Below are 16,007 nucleotides of genomic sequence, written 5' to 3'. Positions count from 1 at the left end.
TTGAGTATGGTAAATAGTGTACATAAATTTGGCGGCTCGAGTTTAAGCTCGAGCGAGTGCTATAGACGTGTGGCAAAAATTATTATTGGCCACACACAGCCAGGTGACTGCGTGGTTGTATCTGCAGCCGGTAAAACTACCGATACCTTAGTTTCGCTGTGGCAAAGTTATCAGCAACAAGATAAGCAAGCTATTACTGATATTTTGCTGCAATTGAGTAATCATCAAACAGCATTAATTGAAGAGTTATTAAAAGCCGATGCTAAACACACGGCTTTAGCAGTGTTAGCGCAAGAGTTAAGTAATATAGCAGAGCAAGCGGATCAGCAGCAGTTGCAAGAGGCGGCGTTACTGGCGCATGGCGAGCTGTGGTCTGCACGATTATTGGCAGCCTATTTAGCGCAATTAACGATTGAGGCGTGCGCTCATGATGCAAGAACGTTATTCACTGTAACAAACGAAGAGCTATTGCATGCGAAAAACAAACAACAGTGTAGTCGTGTGATTGAGGCAAATAAAATTAATGTAGTAACAGGGTTTATCGCAGCAAGTAGTGACGGTGATACGGTTACGCTAGGCCGCAATGGCAGTGATTATAGCGCCACTTTATTAGCCAATTATTGCGACGCTCAAAGTGTGTGCATATGGACTGATACGCCAGGGGTGTTTAGTGCTGACCCACGTAAAGTTGAAAAAGCGACTAAGTACAATAAAGTGTGTCGTGAACAGGCTAACTTACTAGCACGATTGGGTAACCCTGTTTTGCATGCAAAAACGCTTTCGCCTTTAAAAAACACTAATATTAAGCTGGCTGTACGAAGTAGCTTTGATGTGCAAGCGGCTCCTACTGATGTTGTAAAGCAGGGTAAGGCTAAGCAAAAACGCTTTATTACTACATTACAAAACGTTGATTTATTGCTAGTAGAAGGCCTCAATGTTGGTGAGGTGGCACATGTTAGTCAGCTTATCCAACACAGCCTTCATCATTTTATACACGATGGTGATATCTACTTAGTTGTGCCTGCAAGCGCGACGTATCAGGTTGTGAGTTATTTTGCGGGGCGAGCAAACATAATTGAGTCTAATTTGAACGGCTGTGCTGTAGTTGCGCCTACGCAAGATGTTTACACGCTAAGTACATTAGCGGCTGGGGTTTTAAATCAGCAAAATATTCACCCTCGTTTTATTCATCAAGATACCGGCTATACATTGCTGTTAACTGATCAGTTAATAGAGAGCGATGTACTTAGTTTACTTCACGAAAAACTAATTAATAAAGGTCAAGAAGTTGCACTAGTTGTTGCAGGTTTAGGTAACGTAGGCGATGAGTTTTTAACTCAGCTGGATGCCCAGTTTACACGCTTATCGGGTGATTATAGTATTAAGTTAGTTGGACTAATCCGCTCGCAAAATATGCTATTCAATGCCTCTGGTATTACACTGGAGCAGTGGAGGCAGCAGTGGCAGCATAATTCGGTTGGCTATGAGCAAGTCGACTTATTAAATGCCTTAAACGACCTTGATTACGAGCATAAAGTGGTTGTTGATATAACGGCAAGCGAGCAATTTAGCCAATTATATACTGATTTTGTAGAACGGGATTGCCATTTAATAAGCGCTAATAAGTACGCAGGGACGGCTGCATCAAATTGGTATAACGCGTTGCGTCAAAGTATTAGTGAGCGTAACTTGCATTGGCGATACAACACCAGCGTGGGGGCTGGTTTGCCAATTAACTTTGCGCTGGCTGATTTACAAAATAGTGGCGATAAAATTACCCGTATCGAGGGGGTATTCTCTGGCACACTTTCATGGTTATGCAGTAAGTATGATGGCAGTGTGGCATTTTCGGATCTTGTTCTTGAAGCGCAAAAAATGGGCTTTACAGAGCCTGACCCGCGCGAAGACTTATCGGGCCGCGATATGCAGCGTAAGTTACTTATACTTGCGCGTGAGCTTGGTCTAGAATTAGATCTAGAGGATATAAGTTTACAAGCACTCATGCCAGATGAGCTAGCACAAGGTTCATGGGAGGACTTTTTAGCGAATAAAGATACGCTAAATGCCTTTATTAAATACCATGGCGATGCGGCAAATGAACAAAATGCCGTACTTAGGTACACCGGTTTATTAGCATTAAATCAGGGTAAAGTAACAGCTAAAGTAGGTATAACATACGCGCCTAAAGGAGGGACTCTAGCTAATTTAACGCCTGGTGATAATATTTTTGTTATTAATAGCCAGTGGTACAACACCAATGCTTTGGTTATCCAAGGACCTGGCGCGGGCAAAGAAGTGACCGCAGCGGGTGTACATTCTGACTTATATTGGTTGGTTAAACATCTAAAGTAATAGAGCAAATTTACTAGTAAAACGGCAGCTTATATTGGCTGCCGTTCTTGTTTTTCTACATTATGATTAAAATAGCTCTTCTTCGGTTTTAGTGTCTTCTTCAAAAATATCAGTAGGCTGAGATAGTACATACTTAGTAGGCGCCGTGCCTTTTTCAAAGTACTCAAAACGACTGGTGTAATCGTTTTTATGACTTAACAAACCTGTTTTTAAATCAATACGAATTGAAACTAGGCCTTCCGGTGGTTCTATTGGGGCTTCTGGTGTGCCCTCAAGCGCTACTTTCATAAAGTTAACCCAAGCAGGTTGTGCCGTTTTGGCACCCGATTCAGCACCAGAGATCTGGCTGCTGTCTAGGTTGTTATTATAGGTTGAGCGCCCTAATGAATTACCTGGGTTGTCAAAACCAACCCATACCGAAGTCACTACATTGCGGTTAAAGCCGCTAAACCAGGTATCAACAGAGTCGTTGGTGGTGCCTGTTTTACCTGATAGATCGCGTCTATCTAATGCTTGCGCACGCCAACCCGTACCACTCCAACCTGTTTTGTGAGTCCAGCTACCGCCACCCCATACAGCGCTGTGCATTGCATCAGCAATTAAAAACGCATTTTGCTTTGATATAATACGCGGTGCACAGTGTGGTTGTGATTCAGAGTTCTGCGCTATGTCAGCATCTAAGTTATCATTAGCAATATTATTTGCAGCTTGAAGGCTAGGCAATTGCTCGTTTTCGTCACAGGCAAGAGCAGGGTTTGCCTTAAATAGTACATTACCAAAGGCATCTTGAATTTCAGATATAAAGTAAGGTTCAATTAAGTGACCACCATTAGCAAAAGCGCTCATGCCACGAGCAAGCTCGAGTGGTGTGATTGACGCACTTCCTAACGCTAACGATTCACTGCGGTTAATATCAGCATCCTTAAAACCAAACTTAAGTAAGTGATCAGCCGTGCGCTGCAGTCCTACACCACGAAGCAAACGTACAGAAATAACATTTTTAGATTGTGCTAGTGCACGACGAATACGTATAGGGCCATTATAAACTGCAGGGCTATTTTTTGGTCGCCACGCTACCCCTAAACTCTTGTCCCATTGGTTTATTGGGGCATCGTTCAAAATAGAGGCTAATGTATAGCCATTTTCGAGTGCTGCAGAGTAAATAAAAGGTTTGATATTAGAGCCAACTTGGCGTTTGGCCTGTACTGCTCGGTTATATTGGCTTTGCTCAAAACTATAACCGCCTACAATAGCCTTAATGCGACCGTCTTGAGGGTCTATAGAAACAAGTGCACTGGCAGCTTCAGGTATTTGGCTTAGTATATAACTATCGTCGTTATTTTTACGTAACCATATTTGCATACCGGGGGTAAGAATATCTGTAGCAGCCTTTGGCGCAAAGCCTTGGCGGTAACGAGTAATATATTTACGCGCCCATTTTAAATTATCCCAATCAAGTGTGGTGCGCTGACCATTTTTTAAAATAACGTCAGCGGTTTTTTCTGCTACTTTTATCACTACGCCAGCGTGCAAGTCAGCTATTTCTTTAACAGGTTTTAGTTTTTCTATGATTTGCTGCTCACTTAAGGCGGGCTGTGTTTCTGGATCCCATATCAGGTCTACAGGTCCGCGAAAACCATGGCGCATATCATAGTTATGTAAATTATTAACTAACGCTGTTTGTGCAGCCTTTTGAACTTTAGACTCCACAGAGGTAAATATTTTAAAGCCAGAGTTGTAGGCTTTGTCTATACCGTAGCGATTAACCATTTCAGCACGCACCATCTCAGAGATGTAAGGCGCATAAAGGTCTATCTCAGCACCATGAAAGTAGGCAGTAATAGGTTGGTTAACTGCTTCGTTGTATTGTTGTTGCGTAATATAGTTTTCAGTAAGTAAACGCCCAAGTACAACATTACGACGTGCTTTTGCTCTAACGGGGTTACGAATAGGGTTTAGTGCTGAAGGCGCTTTAGGTAAGCCTGCAATCATAGCCATTTGCGCCAGCGTAAGCTCTTTAAGCTCTTTGCCATAGTAAACTTGGGCTGCTGCGCCAATACCAAATGCGCGATTACCAAGTTCTATTTTATTAAGGTACAGCTCAAGAATCTCGTCTTTAGTTAATATACTTTCAATATGTAGCGCAATAAAAATTTCTTTTACTTTTCGAATATAGGCTTTTTCACGTGTTAAAAAGAAGTTACGAGCAAGCTGCATAGTAATTGTACTTGCCCCTTGTTTTTTTTCGCCTGTTGAAATTAACACAATAGCAGAACGAATTATACCAATGGGATCTATGCCAATATGATCATAAAATCGGTTGTCTTCTGTTGCTAAAAAAGCATCTATTAGGGGTTGGGGAATTTCGTCTATAGTAGCGGGAATACGACGTTTCTCACCAAATTGATTGATTAGTAATCCATCTTTAGTAAAGACTTGCATAGGGGTTTGTAACTGCACGTCTTTTAAAACTTGCACACTAGGGATATCGGGTTTAACGTAATAATAAAGGCTGATTAATGTAATCAGGCCAAATAACGTGCAAATGATAAAAAATTGTAATGTTCGTTTTAATAAAATCACTTATATTTCCCTAAATGGACTCCCAATTGCGAGTTTAGACTGCTAGTATATATTGATTAAAAAATGAATAATATTTTTTACTAAAAAAATTATAACTTGTTTATTATTAAAACAAAGGTCAAGTTGCAAACATGCTAAGTCAACTATTTCAAAAGCCATCAGCTGCGATGGTCGGAATCGATATTGGATCGCACTCTATCAAAGCTGTGCTTTTAAGTGAAATTGAAACGGGATTTCGACTAGAAGCACTTGCAATTGAACCTATGCCAAAAGGCGCAATGAGCGAGCGATCAATTCAAGATATTGAAGCCATTGGTAATATAATTACAAAATTAAAAAGAAGACTTCCAAAATCGTTGAAATCAGCAGCTGTGGCTGTATCAGGGCAAACCGTTATCACTAAAGTTATTTTTATGGATGTTTCATTAAGTGACGCTGAATTAGAGTCGCAAATTGAAATAGAAGCAGACAGCCTAATACCCTACCCCCTTGATGAAGTAAGCTTAGATTTCGAAAAGCTCTCAACCAACGAAGCCGATCCCAGTAAAATGAATGTGCTGTTATCAGCTGCGCGTACAGAAAGTGTTGAGGCGCGTGTGGGGGCACTGGAGGCGGCAAACTTAACTGCCAAAGTGGTTGATGTGGAGAGCTACGCGTTAAGTAGAGCTATGGATGTATATTACCAACAATTACCTAGTGATGCCTTTAACAAATGTGTTGCGGTAGTAGATATTGGTGCAGTATTGACGCTGGTTAGTGTTGTGCAGGGCGGGGAAACAATCTATACCCGCGATCAGGTATTTGGTGGTGATCAATACACTAATAGCATTGTGTCTTACTACAATAAAAGCTTTGATGAGGCTGAAATTGGTAAAACTACAGGGGATTTACCCCCTAATTACACTTTTGAAGTGCTTGCACCATTTCAAACCTCTTTATTGCAACAAGTGCGCCGTGCGGTACAAATGTTTTTAACAACCACAGGTAAAGATCAGGTTGATTATATTGTACTGACTGGCGGTACATCGATGATTGATGGTTTAGACAGATTGTTAATTGAAGAGTTAGGTATTCACACTGTAGTCGCTGAACCGTTTGCAAATATGGAAGTTTCGCCAAAAGTAGATAGAAATATAATGCAGCGAAATAAGACACAGTTTGCAATTGCAACTGGTTTGGCATTAAGGAGCTTTTCATCATGCCACATATAAATCTACTGCCGTGGCGTGAGCTACAACGTGAAGAATCAAAAAAGAAATTTATAACAATTTTAATCGCGGTTATCATATTTTGTTTTGCTAGCATGTACTTACTTAGCTCATTTTATGCAGGGTTAAAGGATGGGCAAAACTTAAAAAATAATTATTTAAGCTCAGAAATTAGCATGCTTGATAAGAAAATTAGTGATATTAGAGACCTTGATAAACGAAAAGAGAATTTACAACAGCGTATGCGGCTGATTGAGGAGCTACAAAGCAGTCGTAACTTAGGCACTCAAATTATGGATGAAGTAGCTAAGATTGTACCGCAAGGGGTGTATTTGACTAAGCTTGAACGCCGTGGCAGTCAAATTCATGTATTAGGGCGTAGTGAATCAAACAACCGTTTGTCAACTATGTTACGTAGGGTTCAAGGCTCATATTTACTCGAAAGACCGACCATGCAAGGCATTGTTGCAGGCGATCAAACGTCACGGTTACTCAGTGATTTTAATATGGAGTTTTACGTGAAGCCATTTAATGAAATTGGTGAGGGAAGCAATGAACCTTGATTTAAAATCCCTGAACGAAATAGATTGGAATGAAATTGAGCTAGATAACATTGGTGAGTGGCCTGTTGCTGTAAAAGCAATTTGCTGTCTTTTTGTGGCTGGCTTAGTATTATTTTTTAGTTATAGTTTATTGGTATCTGATGAAATAGACAGTTATCACAACGCGGTAGCAAAGGAAGTAGAGCTTCGCAGTACCTACAAAACTAAATATGCCGTAGCCAGTAAGCTTGATATATATCGTCAGCAAATGGTTGAAATGGAAGAAAAATTTTCTCAACTATTAAAGCGATTACCTACCTCAAATGAAACGCCAGGTTTGTTAGACGATTTATCTTATGTGGGTACTACCAGCGGTTTAACGTTTTTAAAAATAGGTTGGTTACCTGAGGTTGAAAAAGAGTTTTATACCGAGCTACCTATAAAAATTGAGGTAATAGGCACTTATCACGAATTTGGTGAATTTGTAGGAAAAGTAGCTCAATTACCACGAATTGTAAGTTTACATGACTTTTCGATTGTATCATCTGGTGAAAAGCAACTAACATTTAGTGTAGTTGCAAAAACGTATCGTTATGAAGAAGGGGTTAAAAAGTGAGACTAGCCTCTTTATTATCATTGTCTATTTTACTAATAGCAGGTTGTAACGACGACACGTCTGAGCAAAAAGAATTTATTGACCAAGTAAAGGCCAGCACCACGGCTAAAGTCGAGGAAATACCTGAATTAACACAGTTTGAACATTTTGAATATAATGCATCACAGCTACGTAGTCCCTTTGTGGCACCACAGCCTGAAATTATTCAAAACAAGCTAACGCAAATTAAAAATTGTTTACACCCTGATCCTGATAGAGTGAGAGAGCCGCTTGAAAAGTACCCGCTCGATAACCTTGCAATGAAAGGAACATTAGGCTCTAACGGGCAAATGTGGGCACTGATCACCGCCGCAGATGAAACGCTGCATCGGGTAACAGTAAATAATTATTTAGGGACGTATGACGGTAAGGTTAAGTCTGTAAATAGTGATTATGTAGAATTAGTTGAATTAATCCCTGATGGATCCGGTTGTTGGAAAGAGCGGCTGACTAAATTAGAAATGTTAGAGGCGGCAAATAATGGCGCAAATTAATAATAAAAAAGGTAAACCACACATGCATAAGGATGTACTTTGGCATCGGCATTTTCAAACGATGTTATTTGCCATATTGGCTCTTTTTGTTGTAAAGACAGCCAGTGCTGCGCCACTACTTTATGATGTGCGTTATAACCCCTTGCTAAAAGGCGAGACTGAGTTACAACTTGTATTTGATGAAGAATTAACACAACAACCTATCATTCAGGTGCATAATACACCAGCGCGCATAGAAATGTTATTTGAGGGTGTAGAGCTAGATCAAGGCCTTGAAAATGTGCCGGTTGACCATGCCGGTATCAACAGTGTGAGCAGCGTGCTGACAGAGCAAGGTTTAAAAGTAACCGTAAACCTAGAGCGTTTAAAAATATACGAAACTCAAGTTAATAATAACTTAGTGTCGTTGCGCGTATCGGATAACCCACTTACTGAACAAGCTTCTGATGAAAGCAGCAATGGTTATGATGCCTCAAGCGCTTATATTAACCGGATTCAATCTATTGATTTTCGCCGTGGTGAAAAAGGTGAAGCAAAAGTTTTAGTATTTTTGCAAGACACGCAAGCTGCAATAGAAGTACATGAAAGCGGTGGAAAAATAATTGCAGAGTTTCATCATACAGATATCTTAGACGACTTACTGTATGAACTAGATGTATTAGATTTTGGCACTGTTGTAAGTACCATTGAAACCTTTAAAGAAGATAGCCTAAGCCGTATCGTGATTGAGCCAAATGCGGCGTTTACCTATACCTATCAGCAAATAGATAACATTTTAACGTTAACGATTGAAAAAGATGAAACGCAAAATGCTTATTTAGATGGGGGCAAAGAATACCAAGGTCGTCCAATGACCTTAAACTTCCAAGATATTTCGGTTAGAGCTGTGCTGCAAATTATAGCAGGCTATAACGAGTTTAACTTAGTAACCAGTGACTCCGTAACCGGTAATATTACACTTCGTTTAGATGGTGTTCCGTGGGATCAGGCTTTAGATGTTGTACTGCGCATTAAAGGTCTTGATAAGCGTATGGATGGCTCTATATTGATGGTTGCGCCCGCTGAGGAGCTTGCCGCTCGTGAAGCGAAAGACCTACTTGCAAAGCAAAAAGTAGAGGATTTAGAGCCGCTTTATAGTGAATATATTCGTTTAAATTATGCTAAAGCGGAAGATTTTGCCGACTTACTTAAAACGGATACTAACAGCATTATTTCGGCCAGAGGGAGCGTATCGGTTGATCAGCGTACCAACACTTTACTTATTAAAGATACTGCAAAAAGTATTGAAAGTATTCGTCGTATGATTGAAACACTGGATATTCCAGTGCAACAAGTGGTTATTGAATCGCGCATGGTTACAGTGCGCGACAACGTTACAGAAGATCTAGGTGTGCGTTGGGGCTTTAGCGATCAACAAGATAGTGATGGCATTTCTGGTTCGCTTGAAGGTGCTGAGACTATCTCAAACGGTACTATCCCAGATTTATCAGATCGCCTGAATGTAAATCTACCTATCACTAATCCTGCGGCAAGTATCGGCTTGCACATAGCTAAACTGGCTAATGGTACCCTAATCGATTTAGAGCTAAGTGCTTTAGAAGAAGAAAATAAAGGTGAAATCATTGCAAGCCCACGTATTACCGCTGCAAATCAGCAAAAAGCACGTATTGAGCAAGGTACAGAAATCCCCTATACCGAATCTGCGTCAAGTGGTGCGACGACAGTAAGCTTTAAAAAAGCAGTACTAAGCCTTGAGGTGACACCGCACATAACGCCAGATAATAAAGTCATTTTAGACTTAGTAATCACACAAGATACGCGCGGTGAAACAGTTCAAACAGGAACTGGAGAGGCGGTTTCTATCGATACTCAACAAATTGAAACACAGGTTTTGGTTGATAATGGTCAAACCGTTGTACTAGGTGGTATTTTTCAACAGCAAATAATTAATACTACAAATAAGGTGCCTGTACTTGGAGATATTCCTTACGTTGGGCGCTTATTCAAAAGTACCAGTGAGTTTAATGAGAAACGTGAGTTATTGATTTTCGTGACACCGAAAATACAAATAGACTAAAATTAACTGGTTTTATGTTTGCCAGCGAGTGATTATCAATAATAATTGCTCGTTATATGGCTTTTTCTTGTAATAGACTTGAAATACCCGTCCAATTACTGAGATAATCCCCTCCTTAATTTTGGGGCCAGGTCGTTAGGCGGGGTTTTATTTCAAATTTTAGAGTTCGTTTGTACTAAAAGATATGGCTGAGAAACGTAATATATTTCTAGTTGGCCCCATGGGGGCTGGCAAAAGCACGATTGGTCGTCACATCGCTGACCAATTACACCTTGAATTTGTCGATTCTGATCAAGAAATCGAACGCCGTACCGGTGCGGATATTGCCTGGGTGTTTGATCTTGAAGGTGAAGAAGGCTTTAGACTTCGTGAAGAATCTGTTATTGCAGACTTAACCGAGATGCAAGGTATTGTACTTGCAACCGGTGGTGGCTCAGTAATGAGTAAAGAAGTTAGAAACAAGCTTTCGGCTCGTGGTATCGTTGTATACCTAGAGACACCTATAGAAAAGCAAGTTGCACGCACGCAACGCGATAAGCGTCGCCCATTACTGCAAACTGAAGAAGCACCTCGAGATGTACTAGAGCGCTTAGCAGAAGAACGCGAGCCACTATACAAAGAAGTTGCCGATTTTGTTGTACGCACTGATGAGCAAAGCGCTAAAGTCGTTGCTAACCAAATCATCGAGAAACTAGATTTTTAAAAACCAATAATAAAGGAAATAACAAAGCATGCTTGAATTAACTGTTAATTTGGACGAGCGAAGTTATCCTATTTTTATTGGTCAATCTGCACTTCAAGATAATGGCCGCCTTATACATCATATTGGTGAGTGTCGGCCTATCATTATCACTAACGACACCGTTGCGCCTTTGTATTTGCAAGGATTGCTTGATTCGTTAGCTGAACTAAATCCTCTTTCTTTTGTCATTCCCGATGGTGAGCAATACAAGTCACTTGAATGGTTTGAGAAAATATCCGCTTTTTTATTGCAAAACAATTGTGGTCGAGACACGTGTTTAATTGCACTTGGTGGCGGTGTTATTGGCGATTTAACAGGCTTTGTAGCTGCTTGTTATCAACGCGGTGTTCCGTTTATTCAGATTCCCACTACAGTATTATCACAAGTTGACTCTTCTGTTGGGGGTAAAACAGCGGTAAACCACCCACTGGGTAAAAATATGATTGGGGCATTTTATCAGCCGCAAGCTGTTTTTATTGATACTGAATCACTTCATACATTACCAGCGCGTGAATTTGCAGCGGGCATGGCCGAAGTTATCAAGTATGGTCTGATTTACGATACCGAGCTCTTTACTTTTATTGAGCAAAATGCAGAAAAGCTAAAGCAATTAGACGAAGCCAGTTTGCAGCATATCATTTATAGATGTTGTGAAATTAAAGCGCTTATTGTTGCGCAAGATGAAAAAGAAAATGGTTTACGTGCGTTACTCAACTTAGGGCATACCTTTGCACACGCAATTGAAGCGCAAATGGGGTATGGCGTATGGCTGCATGGTGAGGCTGTTGCGACCGGAATGGTACTGGCTGCTAAATTAGCCCACACACGTGGTGATTTGTCGCAAGATGAGGTAGATAGAATTGTAACGCTACTCAAGCTTTATAATTTGCCTACTGAGATCCCAGAAGAAATGACTGCTGAGCAGTTTTTGATGCATATGCGCAAAGACAAAAAAAATAAAAAGGGCACTATCCGTTTTATTTTACCGACAGAATTTGGTCAATGCGCATTGGTAGATGACGTATCAGATGACCACGTTAGAGCGTTAATCGAGCAATAATGCAGGCGCAAATTTTACCAAGCCGAGCGGCGTTGGTGGATAGAATCGCGCTGCAATTTGAATATGGGCAAAACTTAATTGTATTGCTAGGCACCTCAGGCCTTGGCAAAAGTTATATGCTCGAAACCTTCATCACCGACAAATACAACAGTTTTAATAAAGCATTTGTACAAGTAAGTGCCAGTGTAAATGATATATCACTGATGAGTGATATATTAGAGCAAAGCTTTAACTCTCCGCTGATTGACCACGATTTATCGTTAAGTGAAAACTTTTACCAACTGCTAGAACAACAGCCGTGCGAGGCCTGTTTATGGGTGCTCGATAATGCAAGGCATTTAACTGAAGAGTTATTACAAGAGTTAGAGTTACTTGCCAAAAATAGCCCTATAACGCTTTATATTATGCTAGCCTCGCAATCAAAGCTGGCTATTAATAATGCCGTTGAAATTTACTTAGAGCCTTTATCTTCCAGAGAATCTAAACAGTTGATGAGCTGGTATTTTCCTAATTTACCGTACGATGAAGACCCTGTATTTAGCACATTTCTTAATGAAGCAAAAGGTAACCCTAGTCTATTATTATCGTGGCAGCCAACCGAGCATGTGGCTGATATTGTAAAAAAAGATAAAGTGTCATGGCGTATACACTTAATCTCTTTATTGATAATTATCATGTTACTTATTATTGGCCTACTTTATAAAAATGACATGACTCAGTGGTGGCAAACCTATTATCAAAATCCACCAAACCAAGCTATCGAGACCGCTATCCCTACATCTAAAGTGAGGGCTATCGCTAATGTGGATACTAAAGTTGAAGCGGCTAATTTGAATACTGAAAAAGCTAAGGTATCTTTAGAGCAAGTAAGTGCTAAGTCACTGGATGATGTTGAGCTACATAAAAATGATGTTCCTGCAATAGTGCAAAGTTTAACACGTCAAGCTCAACATAGTGCCAATAGCACACAAAACCAGATATTGGCACAGAATGAAAATACCTTTGATAGCATGGAGTCACCTGTAAAGCTTGAGCAAAAAGCTATACAGCCTGAGACTTCTAATAATGTTTCCGATAACGCTTGGTATTTAGCTCAGCCACATAATAATACAACGGTACAACTGCTAGCAGTAACGCAGGAAAAAATCACCCGTGAGTTTATTAGTCAGCATAACTTGAGCGACCGCGCTAAGGTATACCAAACTAAGCGAAATAATAAAGTGTGGTGGGTGGTTACTGTTGGCAGTTATGCATCACTCAATGATGCTAAAAGTGCGTTGTCTGCCTTGCCGGGTGTGCTTAGAAAGAACAAGCCTTTCTATAAAAAAATCAGCAAAATAAAGCAAGAAATTGCACTACTTGATCGGTAAAGTGACTCACTTTAGTGTAAAATCGCGCTACAGCAGATTGAAGTTAAGAACCAATGCAACAAAAGAGTAGAGCCTTCCTTAAATGGGCTGGCGGTAAATACAGCCTAGTTGAAGATATTAATGCACGATTATCTCAAGCCAGTAAACATGCTGAAACCTTGGTAGAACCTTTTGTAGGCGCAGGCTCGGTATTTTTAAATAGTAACTTTAAACACTATTTACTTAACGATATTAATGCTGATTTAATTAACTTATACAAAGAACTCAAGCGCTCGCCTGATGAGTTTATAAGTGACTCTAAAAAACTGTTTGTTGATTTAAATAACCACCCAGACGCTTACTACGAATACAGGATACAGTTTAATAAAAGTAGTGATGTGTATGAGCGTGCGATGCTTTTTTTATACATGAACCGCCATGGTTACAACGGACTGTGTAGATATAATCTTAAAGGTATTTTTAACGTACCGTTTGGTAAATATAAAAAGCCTTATTTTCCAGAAAAAGAAATGTACTTTTTTGCTGAAAAAGCTCAAAACGCGACCTTTACCTGCTTAGGTTATGATGATGTGTTTAAGCTAGTGCCAAATAATGCGGTTATTTATTGCGATCCGCCTTATGTGCCACTAAGTAAAACAGCATCGTTTACTTCTTATGCTAAAGGCGGATTCAATTTAGATGATCAAGCTAACTTAGCTAACTTGGCTGAACAAGCCGCATTTGAAAATAATACTCCTGTGCTTATATCTAACCACGATACCGTATGGACAAGAAAAATCTATAGCCAAGCATCGCTTGATAAAATTCAGGTAAAGCGGACTATTAGCCCTAAAGGTGGGTCGCGCAATAAGGTTGATGAGTTGATGGCTATGTATTTAGCACCCAAGCAACCACTGCATAAATTGTCACTACAAAAATAATAAAAAACAGTACTGCTAAAACGATAATAAAAAGCGGGGAGTGTTGTTGAAAGTCGACTTGGCGTTTATGCTCAGATTGCACACCAAAAAATGCTGCGAGCACACTTTGCAAGGCGCTAATAAAATGCAGCATTACTTAAAATAGTGGTTTTATTGAAGGCGTATTTTTAGCATCTTCTGAGCCAGTTAATAGCTCTAATAAATCTAAATAATGAAATTGCGCACTGCGGCTATCGCCTGTTAGCCACGAAAACCACGATGAGTCTTGTTCTACTTTCGCACACGTTGAGGTGTTAGAAGTATTTGTACTACTTGCCTGATGCTGACAATTGCTAACCAAGCTTAAATCTTGATCAGAACTTGGCGCAAAACTAAATGCTCCAATAAATAACAATGCCGACGCAATTAAGATCCCTGTTTTAAATGCACGCATAATATTAGCCTAAAAATAAATTACTCTTTTAATAATATCAAAAGCTGTATAAATAACAAACTAATATTTATCTAAAATCATCAAAGCTTATTGGAATAAAGGCTTACACGATTAATTATATTTTACGATTAAGGTGTATTACTTGGGAAACCTTAGTATTTACGGTACATTAAGGTATATTTTATTGATTGACGGACTACTATGTTAAACCCTGAACAAAAATACTTAATTGCGCCTTCTATTTTGTCAGCCGACTTTGCTAAATTAGGTGAAGATGTAGATAAAGTACTCGCGGCAGGCGCAGACATAGTGCATTTTGATGTCATGGACAATCATTATGTTCCCAATCTTACTATTGGGCCTATGGTGTGCAAAGCGCTCAGAGACTATGGTGTAACTGCACCGATAGATGTTCATCTAATGGTAAAGCCCGTAGATAGCATCATTCCCCAGTTTGCAGAGGCTGGCGCGTCAATCATTACCTTTCATCCAGAGGCAAGCGAGCATATAGACCGGACCATACAGCTTATTAAAGACCATGGTTGTAAAGCGGGCTTAGTATTTAACCCTGCCACTAGCCTGAGCTACCTCGATCACGTTATTGATAAGCTAGATACTATTTTATTAATGTCTGTAAACCCAGGTTTTGGCGGGCAAAGCTTTATTCCTCATACCCTTGAAAAATTAGCGCAAGCTAAGCAGCGTATAGTAGAGTCAGGCCGTGATATTCGCTTAGAAGTAGATGGCGGTATCAAGGTCGATAATATTGCTGCAGCAGCACAAGCGGGCGCTGATATGTTTGTAGCCGGCTCTGCCATTTTTAATGAGCCCGATTACAAAATGGTTATTGATCAAATGCGTGAGCAGTTAGGAAGTGTAAAATAATGAAATATGATGCAGCTTTGTTTGATCTAGACGGTACACTGGTCGATAGCGTTTACGATTTATATATGGCAGTTAACTTAACGCTGAGCGACCTAGCGTTCCCTATTGCTAGCCAAAGCCTTGTTGAAAGCTGGGTAGGCAATGGGATTGAAACTTTAGTAAAACGTGCACTCAGCGGCGATATGCAAATTAGTGAGCATTTAGATGAAACACTTAGCACTAAAGCCATTGCTATATTTCACCAGCATTACGGTCAATTGGTGGGTGAGCACAGTGCCTTGTATCAGCATGTAGAAACCGGACTCAGTGCTTTGCGTGGAATGCCAAAAGCACTTGTGACTAATAAGGCGCGTATATTTACAGAAATGTTATTAGATAAACTCTCGCTTACCAGTCACTTTGAGGTGATAGTATGTGGAGATGATATGGTTAAAAAACCCTCTCCTGAACCTTTGCTACATGCATGCAAGGTGCTAAACATCGAACCGAGTAAGGCTATCATGATTGGTGATTCAAAAAGCGATATACTCGCCGCTCACGCCGCTAAAATTGATGTTATAGCTGTAAATTATGGCTACAACCAAGGCGAAAATCTTGAGGATTATAATCCACAGTACCTATGCGATAACTTCTTAGATATAATACCGACACTAACACAGCGTTAAAATTTTAATTAACTAAACACT

Annotated in this window: 15 protein-coding genes; 12 read left to right on the top strand and 3 right to left on the bottom strand. The window is 40.0% G+C overall.

Translation table 11 applies throughout. From position 1 onward, the window contains the following. Positions 1–6: 6 nt before the first annotated feature. Entirely contained in the window at positions 7–2,352 is a 2,346-nt protein-coding gene (metL, locus tag AABI99_RS00855; RefSeq protein ID WP_338362680.1) for a bifunctional aspartate kinase/homoserine dehydrogenase II, read from the top strand. Positions 2,353–2,418: 66 nt separating this feature from the next. On the opposite strand, the gene AABI99_RS00850 is transcribed toward metL, so the two are convergent. Beyond that, the gene (locus AABI99_RS00850) at positions 2,419–4,935 is read right to left on the bottom strand and encodes a PBP1A family penicillin-binding protein (protein ID WP_338362679.1); all 2,517 of its coding nucleotides are present in this window, start codon (positions 4,933–4,935) and stop codon (positions 2,419–2,421) included. Positions 4,936–5,066: 131 nt separating this feature from the next. Between AABI99_RS00850 and AABI99_RS00845 the strand changes: the two genes are divergently transcribed. From AABI99_RS00845 to AABI99_RS00805, 9 genes are all read left to right on the top strand, one after another. Next, positions 5,067–6,146 (top strand): pilus assembly protein PilM, encoded by a 1,080-nt coding sequence (locus AABI99_RS00845; protein WP_338362678.1) that lies wholly within the window; start codon positions 5,067–5,069, stop codon positions 6,144–6,146. Further along, complete coding sequence (locus AABI99_RS00840; RefSeq protein WP_338362677.1) at positions 6,134–6,706, top strand: PilN domain-containing protein; 573 nt, start codon at positions 6,134–6,136, stop codon at positions 6,704–6,706. Before AABI99_RS00845 ends, AABI99_RS00840 begins: the two co-directional genes overlap by 13 nt. Continuing rightward, complete coding sequence (locus AABI99_RS00835; RefSeq protein ID WP_338362676.1) at positions 6,696–7,301, top strand: type 4a pilus biogenesis protein PilO; 606 nt, start codon at positions 6,696–6,698, stop codon at positions 7,299–7,301. The genes AABI99_RS00840 and AABI99_RS00835 overlap by 11 nt, the downstream gene beginning before the upstream one ends. Beyond that, positions 7,298–7,834: a pilus assembly protein PilP gene (locus tag AABI99_RS00830; protein ID WP_338362675.1), complete on the top strand. Its 537-nt coding sequence runs from the start codon at positions 7,298–7,300 to the stop codon at positions 7,832–7,834. Before AABI99_RS00835 ends, AABI99_RS00830 begins: the two co-directional genes overlap by 4 nt. Next, positions 7,821–9,911, top strand: coding sequence for a type IV pilus secretin PilQ family protein (locus AABI99_RS00825; protein WP_338362674.1), 2,091 nt, complete (start codon positions 7,821–7,823; stop codon positions 9,909–9,911). Before AABI99_RS00830 ends, AABI99_RS00825 begins: the two co-directional genes overlap by 14 nt. 184 nt (positions 9,912–10,095) lie before the next feature. Then, positions 10,096–10,614, top strand: a complete 519-nt coding sequence (gene aroK, locus AABI99_RS00820; RefSeq protein ID WP_338362673.1) for a shikimate kinase AroK — start codon at positions 10,096–10,098, stop codon at positions 10,612–10,614. Between the two features lie 28 nt (positions 10,615–10,642). Next, positions 10,643–11,713: a 3-dehydroquinate synthase gene (gene aroB, locus AABI99_RS00815; protein ID WP_338362672.1), complete on the top strand. Its 1,071-nt coding sequence runs from the start codon at positions 10,643–10,645 to the stop codon at positions 11,711–11,713. After that, positions 11,713–13,083: an AAA family ATPase gene (locus AABI99_RS00810; protein ID WP_338362671.1), complete on the top strand. Its 1,371-nt coding sequence runs from the start codon at positions 11,713–11,715 to the stop codon at positions 13,081–13,083. The genes aroB and AABI99_RS00810 overlap by 1 nt, the downstream gene beginning before the upstream one ends. A 53-nt stretch (positions 13,084–13,136) precedes the next feature. Next, a complete protein-coding gene (locus AABI99_RS00805; protein ID WP_338362670.1) occupies positions 13,137–14,003 on the top strand; it encodes a Dam family site-specific DNA-(adenine-N6)-methyltransferase in 867 nt (288 codons plus the stop codon). On the opposite strand, the gene AABI99_RS00800 is transcribed toward AABI99_RS00805, so the two are convergent. Further along, complete coding sequence (locus AABI99_RS00800) at positions 13,951–14,136, bottom strand: DUF2970 domain-containing protein (RefSeq protein WP_338362669.1); 186 nt, start codon at positions 14,134–14,136, stop codon at positions 13,951–13,953. The two genes, AABI99_RS00805 and AABI99_RS00800, sit on opposite strands and share 53 nt — an antisense overlap. A 3-nt stretch (positions 14,137–14,139) precedes the next feature. Then, positions 14,140–14,436 carry a hypothetical protein gene (locus tag AABI99_RS00795; RefSeq protein WP_338362668.1) on the bottom strand — a complete coding sequence of 99 codons (297 nt, stop codon included), beginning with the start codon at positions 14,434–14,436 and terminating at the stop codon, positions 14,140–14,142. A gap of 201 nt (positions 14,437–14,637) precedes the next feature. Here AABI99_RS00795 and rpe point away from each other — a divergent pair, with 201 nt between their 5' ends. Together rpe and AABI99_RS00785 are read left to right on the top strand one after the other, a co-directional pair. Next, positions 14,638–15,321, top strand: a complete 684-nt coding sequence (gene rpe, locus AABI99_RS00790) for a ribulose-phosphate 3-epimerase (protein ID WP_338362667.1) — start codon at positions 14,638–14,640, stop codon at positions 15,319–15,321. After that, positions 15,321–15,986 carry a phosphoglycolate phosphatase gene (locus AABI99_RS00785; RefSeq protein WP_338362666.1) on the top strand — a complete coding sequence of 222 codons (666 nt, stop codon included), beginning with the start codon at positions 15,321–15,323 and terminating at the stop codon, positions 15,984–15,986. Before rpe ends, AABI99_RS00785 begins: the two co-directional genes overlap by 1 nt. Positions 15,987–16,007 lie beyond the last annotated feature (21 nt).

Source organism: uncultured Pseudoalteromonas sp., assembly GCF_963922945.1.
GTDB lineage: Bacteria > Pseudomonadota > Gammaproteobacteria > Enterobacterales > Alteromonadaceae > Pseudoalteromonas.
The sequence above is the reverse complement of the archived record's forward strand: the minus strand, read 5'-3'. Positions and strand labels throughout refer to the sequence as shown.